The sequence below is a fragment of the uncultured Metabacillus sp. genome, assembly GCF_947503125.1.
Lineage (GTDB): Bacteria > Bacillota > Bacilli > Bacillales > Bacillaceae > Metabacillus.
In genome coordinates, this window is sequence record NZ_CANNCR010000002.1 from 257,579 (window position 1) to 277,415 (window position 19,837).

Annotated in this window: 17 protein-coding genes and 2 riboswitches; all 17 genes read left to right on the forward strand. The window is 38.9% G+C overall.

Features of this window, described 5'->3' with window-relative positions:
- Window positions 1–104: 104 nt before the first annotated feature.
- The 17 genes from Q1B07_RS03195 (at window position 105) to cobT (ending at window position 19,542) form a co-directional block, all read left to right on the forward strand.
- Window positions 105–1,247 carry a M20 family metallopeptidase gene (locus tag Q1B07_RS03195; protein ID WP_299088432.1) on the forward strand — a complete coding sequence of 381 codons (1,143 nt, stop codon included), beginning with the start codon at window positions 105–107 and terminating at the stop codon, window positions 1,245–1,247.
- A gap of 154 nt (window positions 1,248–1,401) precedes the next feature.
- Window positions 1,402–2,757, forward strand: coding sequence for a multi antimicrobial extrusion protein MatE (locus Q1B07_RS03200; RefSeq protein WP_299088431.1), 1,356 nt, complete (start codon window positions 1,402–1,404; stop codon window positions 2,755–2,757).
- A 410-nt stretch (window positions 2,758–3,167) separates the two neighbouring features.
- Window positions 3,168–3,794, forward strand: a complete 627-nt coding sequence (locus Q1B07_RS03205; RefSeq protein WP_299088430.1) for a YitT family protein — start codon at window positions 3,168–3,170, stop codon at window positions 3,792–3,794.
- A 101-nt stretch (window positions 3,795–3,895) separates the two neighbouring features.
- The gene (locus Q1B07_RS03210; protein ID WP_299088429.1) at window positions 3,896–4,054 is read left to right on the forward strand and encodes a hypothetical protein; all 159 of its coding nucleotides are present in this window, start codon (window positions 3,896–3,898) and stop codon (window positions 4,052–4,054) included.
- A gap of 198 nt (window positions 4,055–4,252) precedes the next feature.
- Entirely contained in the window at window positions 4,253–4,462 is a 210-nt protein-coding gene (locus Q1B07_RS03215; RefSeq protein WP_299088428.1) for an acetyl-CoA carboxylase biotin carboxyl carrier protein subunit, read from the forward strand.
- Between the two features lie 172 nt (window positions 4,463–4,634).
- On the forward strand, window positions 4,635–6,164 hold the full coding sequence (locus tag Q1B07_RS03220) for an acyl-CoA carboxylase subunit beta (RefSeq protein ID WP_299088426.1): 1,530 nt from the start codon (window positions 4,635–4,637) through the stop codon (window positions 6,162–6,164).
- Window positions 6,165–6,193: 29 nt separating this feature from the next.
- On the forward strand, window positions 6,194–6,895 hold the full coding sequence (locus Q1B07_RS03225) for a CoA transferase subunit A (protein WP_299088424.1): 702 nt from the start codon (window positions 6,194–6,196) through the stop codon (window positions 6,893–6,895).
- Window positions 6,896–6,912: 17 nt separating this feature from the next.
- Window positions 6,913–7,572 carry a CoA transferase subunit B gene (locus Q1B07_RS03230; protein ID WP_299088421.1) on the forward strand — a complete coding sequence of 220 codons (660 nt, stop codon included), beginning with the start codon at window positions 6,913–6,915 and terminating at the stop codon, window positions 7,570–7,572.
- 52 nt (window positions 7,573–7,624) lie between these two features.
- On the forward strand, window positions 7,625–8,764 hold the full coding sequence (locus Q1B07_RS03235; RefSeq protein WP_299088420.1) for an acyl-CoA dehydrogenase: 1,140 nt from the start codon (window positions 7,625–7,627) through the stop codon (window positions 8,762–8,764).
- 19 nt (window positions 8,765–8,783) lie between these two features.
- A complete protein-coding gene (locus tag Q1B07_RS03240) occupies window positions 8,784–10,130 on the forward strand; it encodes an acetyl-CoA carboxylase biotin carboxylase subunit (RefSeq protein WP_299088418.1) in 1,347 nt (448 codons plus the stop codon).
- A gap of 30 nt (window positions 10,131–10,160) precedes the next feature.
- Window positions 10,161–10,943, forward strand: coding sequence for an enoyl-CoA hydratase (locus Q1B07_RS03245; RefSeq protein WP_299088417.1), 783 nt, complete (start codon window positions 10,161–10,163; stop codon window positions 10,941–10,943).
- Between the two features lie 217 nt (window positions 10,944–11,160).
- Complete coding sequence (locus Q1B07_RS03250) at window positions 11,161–12,573, forward strand: LysM peptidoglycan-binding domain-containing protein (protein WP_299088415.1); 1,413 nt, start codon at window positions 11,161–11,163, stop codon at window positions 12,571–12,573.
- Between the two features lie 284 nt (window positions 12,574–12,857).
- Window positions 12,858–14,018 (forward strand): phosphoribosylglycinamide formyltransferase 2, encoded by a 1,161-nt coding sequence (gene purT / locus Q1B07_RS03255; RefSeq protein ID WP_299088414.1) that lies wholly within the window; start codon window positions 12,858–12,860, stop codon window positions 14,016–14,018.
- Window positions 14,019–14,682: 664 nt separating this feature from the next.
- Window positions 14,683–14,875, forward strand: a riboswitch (cobalamin riboswitch).
- A gap of 142 nt (window positions 14,876–15,017) precedes the next feature.
- Complete coding sequence (locus Q1B07_RS03260; protein WP_299088413.1) at window positions 15,018–15,560, forward strand: cob(I)yrinic acid a,c-diamide adenosyltransferase; 543 nt, start codon at window positions 15,018–15,020, stop codon at window positions 15,558–15,560.
- A gap of 25 nt (window positions 15,561–15,585) precedes the next feature.
- Window positions 15,586–16,968, forward strand: coding sequence for a cobyrinate a,c-diamide synthase (locus Q1B07_RS03265; protein WP_299088412.1), 1,383 nt, complete (start codon window positions 15,586–15,588; stop codon window positions 16,966–16,968).
- Window positions 16,955–18,481 (forward strand): cobyric acid synthase, encoded by a 1,527-nt coding sequence (locus Q1B07_RS03270; RefSeq protein ID WP_299088411.1) that lies wholly within the window; start codon window positions 16,955–16,957, stop codon window positions 18,479–18,481. The genes Q1B07_RS03265 and Q1B07_RS03270 overlap by 14 nt, the downstream gene beginning before the upstream one ends.
- Window positions 18,478–19,542 (forward strand): nicotinate-nucleotide--dimethylbenzimidazole phosphoribosyltransferase, encoded by a 1,065-nt coding sequence (cobT, locus tag Q1B07_RS03275; RefSeq protein ID WP_299088410.1) that lies wholly within the window; start codon window positions 18,478–18,480, stop codon window positions 19,540–19,542. Before Q1B07_RS03270 ends, cobT begins: the two co-directional genes overlap by 4 nt.
- A gap of 71 nt (window positions 19,543–19,613) precedes the next feature.
- Window positions 19,614–19,813: riboswitch (cobalamin riboswitch) on the forward strand.
- Window positions 19,814–19,837: the final 24 nt, after the last annotated feature.

The following is a 19,837-nucleotide window of genomic DNA, read 5'->3' on the forward strand; positions in this document are numbered from 1 at the left end:
TTTTTTTCAAAATTTCAATTAGGAACTCTTACCTATTTACCGCCATTCTGATAAAATCAATATAATTAAATTTCATCAGTAGGAAAGAAAGAAGGCAATACTTCATGGAATCGTTTTTACAACTTCATCAGAAAGAAATGCTGCTATTCATCAAAAGGCTTGTAAATATTGATAGTGGTTCTCATAACAAGAAAGGTGTCGATTCAATAGGACAAATTTTGGAAGATTGCTATAAGGAGTTAGGCTTTAATGTTTTTATTGAGGAGCAAGAGGAATACGGTAACCACCTAATCATTGAGCATAAAGATGCAAAAGAACCGAAGATCATTATTCTCGCTCATATGGACACAGTGTATCCAAAAGGCACGGCAATGGTAAGGCCATTTCATATTAAAGGAAATCGGGCTTATGGCCCCGGTGTGATTGATATGAAAGCAAGCCATGCGTCCCTTCTGTATGCAGTTAAGGCATTGAAAAATGAAGGGTATAAAGGCTATAAAAACATTCGATTAGTCTTTAATAGTGACGAGGAAGTCGGTTCACCAACCTCTAGAGAAATTATTGAAAGGGAAGCTAAAGGAAAAAAATATGCTCTCGTTTTAGAGCCGGCAAGAAAAGATGGTTCAATTGTTTCTGCTAGAAGGGGAAAAGGAAATTATACACTTATTGTGGAAGGAAAAGCAGCACATTCAGGGATTGAACCTGAAAAAGGCAGAAGTGCAATTGAAGAGTTAGCCCATAAAATCATTCAATTACACGAACTTTCCGACCATGAGAAAGGGATCAGTGTAAATGTCGGGTTGATTGAAGGCGGCTCAAGTGCAAATACCGTTTCAGATCATGCAGAGGCACAGATTGATGTCCGGATAAAGGAAATGAAGCAAGTCAAATTATTAGAAAAACGTCTTGAAAAAATTTGTTCATCATCTGATGTTGCTGGTACAAAAATCATTCTTGAAGGTGAAATGAATCGCCCGCCAATGGAAAAAAATAAAAAAACCTGCAAGTTGCTTAGTATTATTCAAGATGTTGGCGAAGAATTAGGTGTCGAGATTGAAGACACAGCTACTGGAGGAGGTTCTGATGCCTCGTATACGTCTTCACTAGGTGTAGCAACCATTGATGGATTAGGTCCAGTTGGCGGAAATGCTCATAGTGAAAAAGAATATTTGGAAATACCGAGTTTAGTGGAGCGCACATTATTATTAGCAACCGTTATTGAACGATTATCTAGATCAGAAGGGTGAGAAACGTTTTTCTCTCCCTTTTTCTGCTTGAAAGGGATAAATTAAAGTTCTAAAAGAAAAAAATAATGATAATATTATAGAATGCGTTTTCATTATCTGGTAAAATCATTAAAAACAAGAAAGAGATTGTCTAGATTTAAAATTAATAAGGGAGATGGGAAAAATTTTTGATCAAGCAGAAAATGGGCTGTCAACGAAGAAGATTCTAAGGTTCTTTGTCCCCTTAGGGTTATCTGCTAGCTTAGTAACGTTTTCCCACATGATTATTAATGGGACGTTAACAAGGGGAGAAAATGCAGAGGTTGTTATTGCAAGCTATGTCATCGCAATGAGTTTATTTGGGATTACAGAACGTCTCGGTGTCTTATTGAGGAATGCATGCTCGGCACTTGTTAGGGACAGGGTATCGTTTAAAGTAATGTCTGCTGTTGCGGCATATGTCGTAGCAGCTTTAATGATTGTGGCTGGAACAATTGCTTACACTCCAGCAGGGAAATGGATATTTTCAACCTTCTTTGGAGCAGATTCCAATATGATCGTTCAAATAGTCGATGTTTATCAAATTCTTATCATCGTCACCTTTTTTTCTGCGATCCGCTGTTTATTTCAAGGGGTTATCATCTTAAATAGACAAACGAAATGGCTGACAATTGGCATGATTATTCGGTTAATTGTCATGTATGGATTATCCCTTCTATTTATTCGATCAGGTAATATTAATGCGCAGACAGGAGCAATCATCTTTTTATCAGGAATGATCGTTGAATGTCTGATAAGTTTTATCGAAGGGCGAGCATTGGTCAAAAAAATGGTAGGTAATGATGAACAACATACAATAACGAAGAAGTCGCAAATTTTTAATTTTTACAATCCTTTAATCCTCTCATCTCTCATTATTGTAATGGTAGGACCAATTATTAATTCCTTTTTAGGTAAAACGAGTGAAATAGAGTTAGCGATTGCTTCATATGCAATTGCTTTAAGTATTGCTCAGCTTTTTTTAAGCTTTTTTAGTTATATTCATCAAATTGTTTTAACCTTTTATAAGGATCATCCGCAAAAAGTGCAGAGGTTTACATTAATGATTGGATTTATTCCAACTTGTATATTAGCTGTTTTTTGCTTTACACCTATTGGAGGATATGTAATTGAGCATGCATTAGGTGCTAATGAACGCTTGGTTGCTGCAAGCTTGGATAGTTTAAAAGTGTTTATGCTTATGACACTTGTTTTTCCATTTATTGATTATTGTAATGGACTGTTAATGGTAAGGAAGCAAACAAAAATTATGGTTATTTCCCAATCAACCAATTTATTGTTTACCTTTCTCATTTTATTGCTAACTTCAAGTCTATTTCCTTACTGGAACGGAAAGATCGGTGCATTGGCTCAATCAATTGGAATGCTGGCAGAGTTATGTGTTTTATTTGTGATCATTAATAAAATCGAAAAGAAAGCAAACAATAGCCATCAGCTGAAACATAGGGAGAATAAGTATGTAAATGGATAAGGAAGAGGTATCATATATGTTTTAATCGGTTAAGCTGCCACTTATGAATGGCAGCTTATTTTTTGAGTTTTGTCCAGCATAAGCTTTATTCATGATTAACAATCAGCTCAGAATGTGTTATGCACAATACAACAGTACGCTAAGGTGAAAAGAAAAGGAATAAGTATGTGAGACTCAGCTAAAGTGTCATAGGGAGAACTAACTGACACACTGAAGCGAGAAGGATTCTGTCGGCACGTATAAAAGATAAAAGCTGAAGCAAAAAAATAACAGATATGTTTTTTTACAGAGCGATGAAAAATCCATACAAGATATCATCTGGAGGTGTTTTACGAAGTCCTTTTTATTGTTTATGGTAAAATAAATTGTCTTATATTTTCATATTTTAATGACAGCTAGGAGATCTGCAAATGAATATACTTGTAAAATGCATCATACTTGGAATTGCCGCAGCTGTGCAAGGCTTAGCAATGGCTGTTTTTTTATTTCCGCACTTTATACCCTCAGGTGGTGCTGCAAGTGTTGGGGTATTATTAAATGTCCTATTGAATATTCCATATGCCTATTCACTTTGGTTTTTAAATGCCGGGTTGTTACTTGCAGCAGTAAAATGGCTCGGTAAAAAGAGTGCGCTGTGGACAATGTACTGTGTAACGGTTACATCTTCGGTGATTAACTGGATTTCCCCGCTGATTAAAGATCCATTATCTTATGTTTTACTTGATATTTTTGATATTGCTTTCGGATCAGTTTTCTTTGGTTTAGGGTTAGGAATATTGTTCCGAATGGGAGCCTCTTCAGGCGGAATGGATATTTTAGCCTTGATTCTTTCAAGGGCTTTTGGATTTTCACCAGGCAAAGCACTTTTTTTGATTAATGGAATCTTATTAGGTATAACAGGAATTGTTGTTTCATGGAACATTATTATTTACGCATTACTTTGTCAATTTATTGGGACAAAGGTATTAGATGCAATTTACAAGCTTCCTGTTAAATCAAGAAGTTTAAAAGCTCACAAGGAGCAAGAAATATTTTAATAAAAAAATATTTTTGGCCAACCCTAATAAATGCCTAACAATTTTTAGTTCTTATTATCATTAAATAAATTGTAACTAAAAAACAGTTAGGATGAAGGTTAATGGCAAAAAGATATCGCGGAAAATCACTGAAAAAATTACCTTCTAAAGGCAGAGGTACATGTCCGATTTGTGGAAAAACGAGAATAAAATTATTATATCCATATAAAAGAGAAGGAAAGCAATTGCTAAATGTATGCAAAAATTGCCGAGATAAATAGGAAGTCTTTTAGAACCAATCTGACAGTGTCAACGTGAAAACGTTGACTTTTCTTTTTCTAATGGTTATCTCAAATAGTTTAAATAATTCAAATATTCATTGTTGATTATAACTAGCTTTTACATGAATAGTATATAACTAGGCAGTTATTTTTAAATAATAAAAGCTTTATAACATAAATGAAAGGGGCTGAATATGAATGCAGATTATGACAAATATGGCGGGAAGCGTCTGGAAAATCTTAGTTGCAGTTGGGGATACAGTCGAAGAGGGACAGGATGTTATCATCCTAGAATCAATGAAAATGGAAATTCCAATCACTTCAGAGTGTAAGGGTACAGTAAAAAAAATTAATATAAATGAAGGTGACTTTGTAAACGATGGTGATGTGTTAATTGAATTAATGTAACTCACTGTCATTTGCCCATTTAATACGATTGAAGATTATACGATAGAAAATCAATGTAAACGCTTCCTTTAGGTTTGAAATCATTTTTTCATTGTTAAAGAATTTTGATCAGTTGTTTATGAAGCAGCAGTTAAATTCCAACAGGCTATATGTTTTATAGGAGGGAACGGCTATGTCGCTTGAAAAAGCATTGCAAGAAAAGCTGGAAACGATAAAAAAAGGAGGAGCACCTAAATACCATGTTAAAAATGCGGAAAAGGGAAAGCTTTTTGTACGGAAACGAATTGAATTACTATTTGACAACGGTTTACAACTAGAAGATGCTTTACTGGCTAATTGTATGGAAGACCATTTACCGGCAGATGGTGTTGTCACGGGTATCGGGAAAGTAAATGGGCAAACTGTCTGTGTTATGGGTAATGATTCCACTATAAAAGCAGGATCCTGGGGGGCAAAAACAGTTGAGAAAATCATCCGAATCCAGGAAACAGCGGATAAGCTTAGTGTACCACTGATTTATTTAGTTGATTCGGCAGGGGCGAGAATTACAGATCAAATCGAGATGTTTCCAGGCCGACGTGGTGCAGGGAGAATATTCTACAATCAAGTGAAACTATCGGGGAAAATTCCGCAAGTTTGTATTTTATTTGGACCTTCGGCTGCAGGAGGAGCATATATCCCTGCTTTTTGTGATGTTGTAATCATGGTAAACCGGAATGCATCCATGTATTTAGGTTCACCCCGTATGGCAGAAATGGTTATAGGAGAACGCGTTTCGCTTGAAGAGATGGGAGGAGCGAGGATGCATTGTACTGTTTCAGGATGTGGTGACATTTTGGCCAATTCTGAAGAAGAGGCTATTTCTTTAGCACGCAGATATCTCTCTTATTTACCAGCCAATTTTTCAGAAAGACCGCCATTAAAAGAAGCACTCCCTCCTAAAACACATGATCAATCATTAGAAGATATCATTCCAAAAAATCAGAATGCTCCATTTAATATAAAGGATTTAATTGATCGAATGATCGATCAGGATTCATTTTTTGAAATTAAAGCATTGTTTGCTCCAGAACTTATTACAGGCTTTTGTCGGTTAAATGGCCAATCGGTCGGGATCATAGCAAATCAGCCAAAAGTAAAGGGGGGTGTCCTATTTCATGATTCAGCAGATAAGGCTGCAAGGTTTATTACGTTATGTGATGCATTTAATATTCCCTTGTTATTTTTAGCTGATATCCCTGGATTCATGATTGGGACGAAGGTGGAGCGAGCAGGAATCATTCGACATGGGGCAAAAATGATTTCCGCCATGTCAGAAGCGACCGTTCCAAAAATATCAATAATTGTTCGCAAGGCGTATGGTGCAGGGCTATATGCAATGGCAGGACCAGCATTTGAACCAGATTGCTGCCTGGCTCTACCGACAGCATCAATTGCTGTGATGGGACCGGAAGCAGCAGTAAACGCAGTTTATGCTAATAAGATCGCAGAGTTGCCAAAAGAAGAGCAGAAGGCTTTTATTGAAGAAAAACGGGAGGAATACAAAAAAGACATCGATCTTTATCGACTTGCATCAGAAATGATTATCGACGGAATCATCCCGCCTAACTCATTAAGAAAAGAACTACTCACAAGGTTTGAAGCATATCAAACAAAGTATCTCCCTTTTTCACAGCGAAAACACCCTGTTTATCCTGTTTAACCTCATAAAGAGAATGGAGCGGTGTCAAATTGAAACCAATTTTATCGTCTTTTAAAGAAGCAGTCAGTGAAATCAAAGATGGTGCAACCATAATGGTTGGCGGCTTTGGGCTTTGCGGGATACCGGAGAACTTAATCAAAGCGCTCTGTCATACTGGTGTTAAAAATCTCACCGTGATTTCAAATAATTGCGGTGTTGATGATTGGGGACTTGGCTTACTTTTAAAAACGAAACAAATAAAAAGGATGATTTCCTCATATGTAGGAGAGAATAAGGAGTTTGAACGTCAGGTATTAAATGGTGAGCTTGAGGTAGAGCTTATCCCTCAAGGCACATTGGCAGAAAAAATTCGTGCCGGCGGTGCCGGAATTCCTGCGTTTTATACGCCAGCAGGTGTAGGAACGCCAATTGCGGAGGGCAGGGAAACTCGTATTTTTCATGGGAAGGAATATTTACTGGAAGAAGCGCTGACAGCGGATTTCAGTTTGGTCCGTGCTTGGAAAGCAGATAAAAGCGGTAATCTTATCTACAATAAAACCGCGCAAAACTTTAATCCGATGATTGCTGCCGCAGGGAGAGTGACAATAGCTGAGGTCGAGAATTTGGTGGATAAAGGGATGCTGCCGGCTAATCATATTCATACACCAGGAATTTATGTACAAAAATTGCTTGTTGGAAAACAAGAAAAACGGATCGAACGATTAACAATTCAACATAAAAATAAGAAATAATGTAAAGGAGGTTTCGTATGTCTGCAAATAGTAGAGAAAAGATTGCTAGAAGGGCAGAAAAAGAGATTCAAAATGGCTTTTATGTAAATCTCGGGATCGGAATGCCCACTCTTGTGGCAAACTATATTCCTTCTAACAAGCAAATCGTACTGCAATCTGAGAATGGTTTGCTTGGAATCGGCCCTTATCCAGAAAATGTTGAGGTGGATCCAGATTTAATTAATGCAGGAAAAGAAACGGTGACAGCCATCCAGGGTGCGAGCTATTTTAACAGTGCTGAATCATTTGCGATGATTCGCGGCGGACATATCGATCTAGCGATACTCGGAGGCATGGAAGTATCAGAAAATGGCGATCTTGCCAATTGGATGATTCCCGGCAAAATGATTAAAGGCATGGGAGGTGCGATGGACCTTGTCCATGGAGCAAGAAAAATTATCGTCATCATGGATCATACAACAAAACAAGGAGAGGCAAAAATAGTAAAACAATGCACGCTTCCATTAACAGGAAAAAGGGTAGTTGATCAGATTATCACCGAACGCGCTGTAATCGATGTAACAAGTAAAGGTTTAAGACTTGTGGAAACGGCCAAGGGCTATTCAGTAGAAGATATTCAATCTGTTACGGAGCCGGATTTAATCATCGACGACCAGACTAAGGTTGGAGCTTTCTAGTTAAATAGAAACAGATTTTATCTGACCGCAAATAAGAAAGGATTGAAGCGCGATGAATTTTGATTTAACAAATGAACAAGAAATGATTCGCAACTTGATTCACGAATTTGCTGAGGAAGAGGTCGCACCTGGAACGGATGAAAGAGACCGAACAGGTGCATTTCCAGAAAAAATTTTTGAGCAATTGGCAGGGCTCGGGATGCTGGGGCTCCCTTTTCCTGAAGAATATGGCGGCAGCGGTGCAGATACAATCAGCTTCGCCATCGTGACGGAAGAATTAAGCAGAGTTTGCGCCTCAACCGGTATCACCTATTCGGCCCATATTTCTTTAGGTGCTGCACCAATCCATTTATTCGGTACCCCAGAACAAAAGAAAAAATATTTAACACCGCTTTGTCAAGGTGAATATTTAGGTGCATTCGGCCTAACTGAACCTAATGCCGGTTCAGATGCAGGCGGAACACAAACAAAGGCCACTCTTCAAGGAGAACACTGGGTAATAAATGGGTCAAAATGTTTTATTACAAATGCGGGCTATGCAAAAAATCTGGCCATTACGGCTGTAACTGATCAGGCACAAGGAACAAAAGGCATTAGTGCATTTATTATTCCAACAGATGCAAGCGGATTTTCAGTGGTAAATAATTACGAAAAAATGGGTTTGCATGCCTCAAATACAACAGAACTCATTTTAGAAAATGTCACGATTCCTAAAGAAAATCTTCTTGGAACAGAAGGGAATGGCTTTAAACAATTTTTAGCGACATTAGATGGAGGAAGAATTGGAATTGGCGCTATGGCTGTAGGCATCGCACAGGGTGCCTATGAAAAATCCTTACAATATTCGAAGGAACGCAAGCAATTTGGTAAAAGCTTATCTGCGTTTCAAGCGATCCAATTTAAATTGGCCGATATGGCAATGAAAATTGAATTGGCTCGAAATATGGTGTATAAAGCAGCATGGTTAAAGGATCAAGGGAAAAAATTCAAAAAGGAAGCGGCGATTGCAAAATTATTTGCATCAGAAATGTGTATGAAGGTCTGTGACCAAGCCATTCAGATTCATGGCGGTTACGGATATATGAAGGAATATCAGGTAGAGCGATTTTTCCGTGATGCAAAGCTTTTGGAAATTGGGGAAGGAACATCAGAGGTTCAGCGGATGGTAATTGCCAGACAAATAGGATGTTAGGCAAAAAGGGAGTGAATGGATGTTTAAACGAATATTAATCGCCAATAGAGGTGAAATTGCTGTACGAATTATGCGAACATGTAAATTGTTAGGGATTTATACGATTGGTGTTTACTCACAAGCCGATTCGGATGCCCCGCATGTCAAACTGGCTGATGAGGCTTGCTTTCTTGGCGGTCCACGGGTAGCCGAGAGCTATTTAAATATCGATAAAATTCTTGAAGTGGCATTACAAACAAAAGCTGAGGCTATTCATCCGGGCTATGGGCTCCTTTCGGAAAATCCTGAATTTGCCCGGCGCTGTGAGGAATTGGGAATTGTATTTATCGGACCATCACATAATGTAATTGCACTCATGGGTAGCAAAATTGAAGCAAGGAAGGCAATGGAAACTGCAGGTATACCGGTTGTACCAGGGAAATCGTTTCCCTTAACAGATGCTGAGGAAGCGATCGCTGCAGCAAAGCAAATTGGTTACCCGGTTATGCTCAAAGCTTCAGCTGGTGGCGGTGGAATAGGCATGCAAATCGTAAAAAGTGATGATGAAATTCGGAAAGCCTTTGAAGGAAATCAAAAACGTGCCAAAGATTTTTTTGGCGATGGGTCGATGTATGTGGAAAAGTATATTGAACATACAAGACATATCGAAATACAAATTCTTGCCGATGGCGCTGGAAATACAATTTATTTATGGGAGCGTGAGTGCTCGATCCAACGTCGTCACCAAAAGGTTGTTGAAGAAGCCCCATCCCCTTTTTTAGATGAGATTGTTCGACAAAAAATGGGGGAGGCAGCGGTAACCGCAGCAAAATCAATCGGTTATAAAAATGCTGGAACGATTGAATTTTTGGTAGATGAACAAAAGCAATTCTATTTTCTGGAAATGAATACCCGGCTTCAAGTCGAGCATCCTGTCACCGAAGAAATAACCGGATTGGATTTAGTCGCTGAGCAGCTTCGAATTGCAACAGGTGGAACCTTAACAATTACACAAGGAGATGTTAAAAAAGACGGCCATGCGATTGAAGTAAGAATCTATGCAGAGGATCCAAAAACCTTTTATCCATCCCCGGGTAAAATAACGAAGCTAAATATCCCGCAGGGGTCTGGTATCCGCCATGAGCTCGGTATCCATGAAGCCTCAATGGTAACCACTTATTATGATCCAATGATTGCAAAGCTTGTAGTTAAAGGAAAAGAACGTGATGAGGCAATTGATAAACTTCAAGCAGCACTTTCAAAGTATGAAATTCAAGGAATTAAAACGAATATTCCTATGCTGCAAAGAGTAGCTGAACATCCTAAGTTCCGGTCTGGAGACACAACAACCGCTTTTATAGACAAATATATTAATAGAAAAACATAAAAGAAGGAATGTTGAACAGGGAGGAGTTGGATGAGTAATCCACTAGTAATCTCGACGTTAAACAACGGTATTGTGATGATCACATTACATCGTCCTGAAGCAGGTAATTCACTATCTCTCCTGCTTTTAGAAAAACTTCAAGAGACCATATCTTCAATAAAATTCGACCCTTTGGTAAGATGTGTGGTCATTACTGGAGCAGGTGAACGGATATTTTGTGCAGGTGCGGACTTAAAGGAACGGGCTAAAATGGATCAGAATCAGGTCAAAAAAGCTGTTGCAAAAATACGCGAATCAATAAATGATTTAGAAGCATTGCCGTTGCCAGTGATTGCTGCGATAAATGGGGTAGCCTTCGGCGGTGGAATAGAATTGGCCTTGGCCTGCGATATTCGAATTGCATCTGAAACAGCGAAGCTTGCTCTTACCGAGACTTCACTTGGTATTATTCCTGGCTCTGGCGGTACACAGCGTTTACCAAGATTGATCGGGAAGGGAAAAGCAAAGGAATTGATTTATACCGCGAGAAGGATTGATGCAAATGAAGCAAAGGAAATAGGATTAGTTGAATATGTGGTTCCAGCTGAATCGGTGCTAAATAAAGCGTTAGCTATAGCGAATCAGATAGTCAAAAATGCACCGATCGCTATTACCCAAGCAAAATTTGCGATTGATAATGGCTTTGAAGTCGATTTACATTCCGGACTCGCTATCGAAAGAAGTGCCTATGAACGGACAATTCCAACTAAAGATCGGTTAGAAGGACTGCAAGCCTTTAAAGAAAAGAGACAGCCTAATTTTATCGGAGAGTAAAAACAAAACCCCCTAAAGCGGAAAGACTCCAAGATGCTCTAAATCATTTTTGAGAAAATTGGTTTAGGACATCTTTCTAAAAGAATAAGCTTTAAAGATATAGATTTTTTATCAACAGGTTCCTCGTAACTAAATTAAATACCTTAATACGAACTTATAAATAAAAGGTTAATGTCATTGTTTTTCATAAAAGATTGATGGTTTAGGGGGGATAATCATGCAAATGTTTTACACCGTGCGTTCAGGGGATACATTGTTTCAAATTGCGACACGTTGGGAGCTCCCGGTTGATTCCCTTATTGCTGCAAATAATTTACTTCCGCCGTATACGATTTATATTGGGGGGCAGCTCTCGATCCCGCCAGGTGTAACAACGATTCGAGTTAAGGAGGGAGATACACTTTTTAAGCTATCCCAGTATTTTGGTATACCGCAATCCATTATTGTCGAAGAAAATAAACTACAGCCTCCATATACCATTCAAGCAGGGGATCTGTTAAACGTTCCGCCTGGTGTTCCCTACTACACTGTTCAGCCTGGAGATACCCTTTATCAAATTGCAAAACGCTTCAATGTCATTGTAGGAGGATATATTAACCCTGAGCCGATAAGAATTGTAAATCAGCTTCAAACGAATGTGATTTACCCGGGGATGAAATTAAAAATACCATACACGCCACCTTTCGTAAGCGGAATAATCGCCTATACATCCAATCGAGAAGACGGCTATGATATTTGGTTGTTTTACCCGTGCAGCGGAAAGAAAGTCAGGCTGACAAATCAATTAGCAGACAGTTTTTCCGTACCCTTTTGGTCTTGGGACCTAAGAAAAATTGCCTTTGTAGGAAGGAATAACATTCTTTATGTCGTTCATTTAGATGACGGAAGTGTGGCAAAAATTGACCAGTTTGAGGCAGAGCTCGGAATCTTCTTAGATTGGTCGCCAAATAATCAAAAGCTTGTCTATACAAAGAATGATGAGATTGTTCTTTATGATGTAACCCTCCATCAAGCACAAAGGATCAGGGAGCCTGCGGCTACTGATGTTCAATGGTTTCCTAACGGAGATGAATTGCTGTTTCAAGCACCGGATTCTGCTGGTTTTAGTCAGCTTTTCCGAATCAAAACAAATGGATTAGAAAAGCGGGTTATCACCAGAAATACAGAAGGACGCCTAAATAATGTCCGATTATCACCAGACGGGACATATGCATTATTTACAACCCCTGGAGCAAGCATATCCATCATTCATACTGTTGACATAGCAACTGGAAATACAGTTGAAGTGAGTGGCGGACCGCTCGGAAAAAATTACTTCCCGGAATGGTCGCCAAATTCGCTGCATCTCGCATATAGTGCAAATGCATTTGAAGATAGAGGGTATTTTTCTTTCATTCGCTCTTCGGGAAGAAAAGGGGAAAACGATCGAACATGGGCTATTTCAGATTGTTTCGCCACTCCTATTACATGGTCGCCTGATAGTAGGAAAATTGCTTATCTTTCTGGCTGTAATGATCAAGGGACGGCAAGAGAAATGTGGGTTGTTGACATTAAACATCCTGTGCCTATACGCTTACTGGAAGATCTGCAAATTACATCCTTACAATGGTCACCACCGCCAAATTATTAAGAAACTATAAAGTGAAATTGGTATGAAAATACACGAAAGCGGATGGGGAGGAGCCTGTCTGCTTTTTTATAATGGTTGATAGTGAGGAGTGGAGCAATCGGTGTAGAACATACCTTTTTTTAAACTATTTAAGAAGAGTTTTTTAATATACGGTTCCCATAAAGGTATTGAGAAAAATATACCTTATATACATAGCTTCTGATTTGAAATACGAATAAAACTTCTTTTTATTTATTTAACGTTCGTTTATAATAGCGTTAACTAAATAAGAGAGGGTTGGTAGCATGTATCATACAAAGAAAATCGTCTTATTAGGCTCAGGTGAATTAGGTAAAGAGGTTCTAATTGAAGCACAACGCCTCGGTATTGAGACCATCGCAATAGACAGATATGAGGATGCACCTGCGATGCAGGTAGCACATCGCAGCTATGTAATTGATATGCTTGATCCAAAGGAAGTAAGGGAAGTCATTGAAAAGGAAAAGCCTGATTTAATTGTTCCGGAAATCGAGGCCATTGCAACCTCAGAGCTTATCAAATTGGAGGATGAGGGGTTTCAGGTCATTCCTAACGCACGTGCTGCAAAGCTGACAATGGATCGTGAAGGAATCCGCCGTCTTGCTGCTGAAAAGCTTATGCTTCCTACAGCTAACTACAAATTTGCTGATACATATGAGGAATTTGTGCAAGGTGCAAAAGAAATTGGTTTTCCATGTGTTATTAAGCCATTAATGAGTTCTTCTGGTAAGGGACAGAGTGTATGTCATTCAGAACAAACGATAGCGGAGTGCTGGAGAATAGCAATGGAAGGAGGAAGGGTGCAAAATGGACGAGTGATCATTGAAGAGTTTATTCCATTTGACTCTGAAATCACCTTATTAACCGTTCGAGCGGTTAATGGGACAATGTATTGTGAACCAATAGGACATGTTCAAAAAGATGGCGACTATATTGAATCATGGCAGCCGCATTTCATAACAGAGCAGCAACTTCAAGAAGCAAAAGCAATTGCCAAAGCAATCACTGATGAACTTGGCGGATATGGTGTTTTCGGTGTAGAGCTTTTTCTTGCAAAGGATAAAGTATATTTCAGTGAAGTATCACCGCGGCCGCATGATACGGGGTTAGTTACATTAGTCAGCCAAAATTTATCAGAGTTCGCTCTACATGTAAGAGCAATTTTAGGTTTTCCGATTCCTGAAATTACCCTTTTAGCACCTGGGGCAAGTTGTCCATTAAAGGCTCTGAAAGAAATGAATGATTATACAGTCGAAGGGGTGGATCAGGCATTATCTGTTCCGAACACTCAGCTACGAATATTCGGAAAACCAGTGACTAAAGTTGGAAGAAGAATCGCTGTTGCCCTCTCAACCTCGGATACTGTTGATAATGCAAAGGAACTGGCGAAGCAAGCATCGAATTGCTTAAAAATTGAAAAAAGATAAGAGAAAGATTCAAACAGGTGCAACATTTCCCAGGTAAGCGCATAAATAGACATTAGCACAAGAATTAGTCGGATTATGTCAACCGTTATGAGTTATAAGATACTTAGGTCTCTTACATGTTGTAATAGTTATATAATTTAATTGTAACTTGGGAAAATCATATCAATTCCTGAACGTAAATATACTGTTATGGGAGCAAAATTTTAACTATTTATTTTAATTTTCGTTTAATAATGCTCCTTAAATATAGTAGAAGCAGGAGGGAAACTCATGAAGTGTAAAAGCTGTAGCGGAACTAGACTTATAAACTGTGAAAACTGTTCAGGTGAAGGGTTTGATTTCGGAAATCACAAGTGCAATACATGTTCTGGTGAGGGTGTCATTTCATGTTCCTCATGTGAAGGGAAGGGAACAATCGGATTTTTTAAATGGTTAAAATCTGGTTAAAGACGTTAACTAAAAAATGAAAAGGTCTTTCAAATTACCACTAAACGAGCCGTTTGTGGTGGTCATAAATTCATTTGAGCCTGACAATTGCATGATCTTCGTCGGGCTTTTTCTTTGTTTATTTGTTTACATAACTATATTATAGATAACTACTTTTTTCTTTTAGATATATTTACAACTCGTAAACCTACATTTATAATGACTTAGATTCAACTAAATAACGATTTCGCAAATAGGTTCTTAATAAGATTAAGAATAATAGGGAAGTTGGTGTAAGTCCAACGCGGTCCCGCCACTGTAATCACAGAGCTGCATGACAGAAGCCCACTGTAACCAGATGCTTACGGGAAGGGAGTTGTGTAAGCAAGGAAGTGTAAGCCAGGAGACCTGCCTATTTGTTTGGTTCAAGTAGCCTTCGAGGAAAGGGGATTTGAAAGAACGAGAGCAGCATTGATGTAGAAATTCTTCAATTTTACTCTTAATCTTTTTAACTCCCGCCTTACCTAATAAAGGAAAGGCGTTTTTTATTTTCAAAAATTCAAGGAGGGGTTCGTGTTGGAAAAACAAAAAGGATTAACACTTGTTTTTACAGGTAATGGAAAAGGGAAGACGACTGCTTCGATTGGTCTATGTGTACGTGCAATCGGACAGGGAATGTCAGTAAAGATTCTTCAATTTATTAAATCAAAGGGAAGGTCATATGGTGAACAGATATCGTTAGAAAAGTTAGGAGTTGAAATGGTTCAGCTTGGTGAGGGCTTTACATGGACAAAAACTCCTGAGGTTCACAGAAAAGCACTCGAATCAGCATGGAAGACAGCAAAAGAAACGGTTATGTCAGGGAAATATGATGTTGTTGTCTTAGATGAATTGAATAATGCACTCGCGATCGATTCATTTCCAATTGATGATGTTCTTCCAATTCAGGAAGTCAAGGAACTAATTAAAAACAAGCCTTCACATGTGCATTTAGTTATAACAGGTAGACATGCAAAAGGAGAAATCAAGGAACTCGCTGATCTAGTTTCTGTTGTCGATGTGGAAAAGCATTATTATGACACTGGGATACCAGCGGTTAAAGGAATAGAATATTAGCATAATATAAAAGGGGGGAAGCGCCGTGACTGCACAGCGACTAGTGATTGCAGGAGTTTCCAGTGGTGTGGGCAAAACAACGATTACAATTGGTTTAATGGCTGCACTAAAACAAAGAGGTTTGACTGTTCAAGGCTTTAAATGCGGTCCGGATTACATAGATACAAGTTTTCATACAGCAGTTACAGGAAGGCCGTCACGGAATCTGGACAGTTGGATGTTTTCGAAAGATGTGTTAAAGGAAGTATATGTAAATGGAAGTGATGGTGCAGATATTTCTGTTATTGAGGGAGTTATGGGCTTTTATGATGGCAAGTCCGCTCTTTCAAATCAAGGTTCAACAGCAGAAATTAGCATGCTGCTTGATTGCCCAACGATTTTAATCATTGATTGCAGCAAGATGGCAAGAAGTGCATCCGCAATAGTGAAAGGCTATCAGCTTTTAGAGCCAGACGTAAATATCGTTGGTGTTATCGCAAACAAGGTTGGAAGCATGGGTCATTTTCAAATCATTAAAGAAGCAGTTGAACAGGAGTGTGACATCCCGGTATGCGGTTATCTTTTAGCCAATACGAGCATTCAAATGCCAGAACGGCATTTAGGGCTTGTCCCTTCTATAGAACGAGGTGATTTAACTAGCCTTTTTGACCAATTAGCGAAATTAGTTGAAGGGACAATTGATTTGGATCAGCTCATAGATTTAAGCAAGCAAAAGCCATTACAGAAAAATCCAGCGAAATCGATTTTTGAAAAACGGGGACCTAAAAGAGTGAAGTTAGCCATTGCCAAGGATCGTGCATTTAATTTTTACTATCGAGAAAACCTTGAATTACTCGAAGCATACGGATCTGAATGTATCTACTTTTCTCCTTTGAATGGTGAGTCAATCCTTGAAGAGGCGGATGGATTATACATAGGAGGCGGCTTTCCAGAGCAGTTTGCAGCTGAGCTTGCAAATCAAGTTGAAGTCAAGGAATCAATAAAGCGGAAAATACTTGAAGGGCTTCCAACGATAGCTGAATGCGGAGGCTATATGTATTTGGCAGAAGCGATTGAAACCTTAGATGGTTTAGTTCATCCGATGGTTGGGGTTATTCCAGGAAAAATGAAAATGGGAGAAAAACTTGCAGGCTTTGGCTACAGAGAAGTCTCCGGATATCCTGATAATTATCTTCTTCAAAACAAGCTCATTGCTCGTGGTCATGAATTTCACTATTCTTCTTATCATTCAATTGAATCGTTACCTTTCGCTTATTATACAAAAGGATCCTTTAGCGAAGGAGATGAAGGCTGCCTAACAAACAACGTCATTGCTGGCTACACCCATCTCCATTTTGCATCATGTCCAGAGCTGGTCGAAAACCTTATCCAAAAATGCTTGGAGATGAAAAATAATGGCAGCAAATAAAGCAGCGCTTCCGATTATGATCCAAGGAACACATTCGGATGCCGGGAAAAGTATTATTGTTACGGCATTGTGCCGGATATTTGCACAGGATGGCCATCATACAGCACCCTTTAAATCACAAAATATGGCGTTAAATTCTTATATTACTCTTGATGGGAAAGAGATAGGCAGATCACAAGGTATTCAAGCCGAGGCAGCAGGAGTTATTGCTACAACAGACATGAACCCCATTTTAATTAAACCAACCAGGGATCATGAAGCCCAAGTTGTTGTTCATGGAAAACCGTTGAAAAACATGGAAGCGAAAAGCTATCGCAGTGATTATTATGAAACAGCTAAAGCTATTATTCAATCGTCTTATGAAAACCTTGCCTCTTCATATGAAAGAATTGTCATCGAAGGTGCTGGAAGTCCAGCAGAAGTAAATTTAAATGACCGTGAGCTTGTTAATATGAGCATCGCAAAGATGGCTGATGCTCCGGTTGTTTTAGTAGGGGATATTGATAAAGGAGGCGTTTTTGCAAGTCTTGTTGGTACATTGCAGCTTCTATCTCAAGATGAACGTGATCGGATTATTGGAGTGATCATTAACAAGTTTCGCGGAGATCTTTCCCTACTAGAACCGGGCCTCACATGGTTTGAAGAATATACAGGAAAGCCTGTATTAGGTGTCATACCATTCATAAACGATTTAGGAATTGAAGCTGAGGATTCATTAAGTCTAAATAACTACAGTATTCATAAAAATCAAGATAAAGAACTAGATATAGCGGTGATTCATTATCCTAGAATATCCAATTTCACAGATATTGACCCTCTTCACTATGAGACGGATTGTCATGTTCGGCTAGTGGAAAATGTCCGGCAGCTTGAACAGCCTGATGTCATTCTTTTACCTGGAAGTAAGAATACAATAGAAGATCTCATGTTTCTAAAAGAGAGAGGGCTTGATCAAGCGATTCTGAAAGCCCATCAAAATGGAGCAATCATCTTTGGAATATGCGGCGGATACCAAATGCTAGGTGACTTGATTGAGGATCCCTACCAGGTGGAATCCAATACACATGAGATAAAAGGTTTAGGCTTGCTGCCGATCCACACAATATTAACGAAAGAAAAGATAACGATACGATCTAAAGGTACTGTGGAAGTTAGCGGTGAAAAGCTGGATGTGACGGGATATGAAATTCATATGGGAAAGACCACTTGCCTAACGCATGTATCCCCTTTTATTCAATTAAAGGAAGGTGTCGATGGCAGTAAGAATCAAGAAGAAACATGTATAGGTACTTATTTTCATGGGATTTTTCATAATGATGAGTTCAGGTGGTCGTTTCTAAAAAATATTCGGTGGAAAAAGGGGCTCAAGCCTGACATACTGCGCGAAGCATATGAAGATCGACAAGAAAATGATTTTAACCGCTTAGCAGAGGAAGTAAGAACGGCTATCGATATCAGCCAGCTTAATCAAAAAATAGAACAATTTGCAAAAAGAAAGAGAGAGAACAGATGAATATAAATGGACAAATTCAAGAAGTCTTACAATCTATTCAACCGCTAAGCCAAGAACAAATGGAGCATGCGAAGGAATATGTTAATACGCTAACAAAACCGATCGGAAGCTTAGGAAAAATAGAAGAGCTTGCGATTCAGCTTTCAGGTATAACAAATCAAGTATTTCCTGTCGTCAGCCGTCCTGGTGTTGCAGTATTTGCAGCCGATCATGGAATAAGTGATATGGGCGTTTCAGCTTATCCAAAAGAAGTAACGATGCAAATGGTTTACAATTTTCTAAATGGAGGAGCTGCAATTAATGTGTTTTCAAGACAAATTAATGCCATCCTCAAAATTGTTGATATTGGTGTAGCTGGGGACCTGCAACATGAGCATCTGCTACATAAAAAAATAAGATATGGTACCAAAAACTTTGCAATTGAAAATGCCATGTCAGAAGAAGAAGCTAATCAAGCAATTCTTATTGGGATGGAGGCAGCTCAGCATCTGATTGATGAAGGAACGAGGTGCCTTATTATTGGTGAAATGGGGATTGGAAATACTTCAAGTGCAAGTGCTATTACTTCAGTCATTACCGGATGTTCGCTTGAAGAAGCAGTTGGTAAAGGAACTGGGATAACGAATGAAAGTTTGCAAAAGAAAATTTCCATTCTTTCAAAAGCATTGGTGGAAAGAAATCCTGATCCCAATAATGCGATCGATATTTTATCAAAGGTAGGCGGACTTGAAATCGGTGGAATGACAGGTGCGATCATTAAGGCTGCAGAACAAAGAATACCGGTACTGCTTGATGGCTTTATTAGTACATCTGCTGCTTTGTTAGCATGTCTTTTAGAAGAAAAAGTGAGTAATTTTCTCATTGCTGGTCATCTATCTCATGAGCAGGGTCATGCTCATGCACTAGCTTCATTACATAAATCACCGCTTTTAAATCTTGATTTGCGGTTAGGAGAAGGGACTGGGGCTACTCTCTCATTTCCATTAGTTGAGGCAGCTGCTCGAATGATGAAAGAAATGGCAACCTTTCAATCTGCTGGCATAGCAAGCAAAAGTCAATAAGACAAATTATAGAAAATATTCATTTACAGGTTCTAAATCTTCTTTTATAATAAGGCGTGTCACAAAAAAACGAATAGTTTCAGGCAATAGGTCCTTAAAGTAATCGAGCATTTAAGGATAATAGGGAAGTTTGGTGAAAATCCAACGCGGTCCCGCCACTGTAAACGCAGAATGGCGCTTAAAGGAACCCACTGTATTATTGAATATGGGAAGGGAAAGCGAACATGATGATGCGTAAGCCAGGAGACCTGCCTATTGTAAAGAAAAACGATCCTTCGAGGAAAAGGATGGCTTT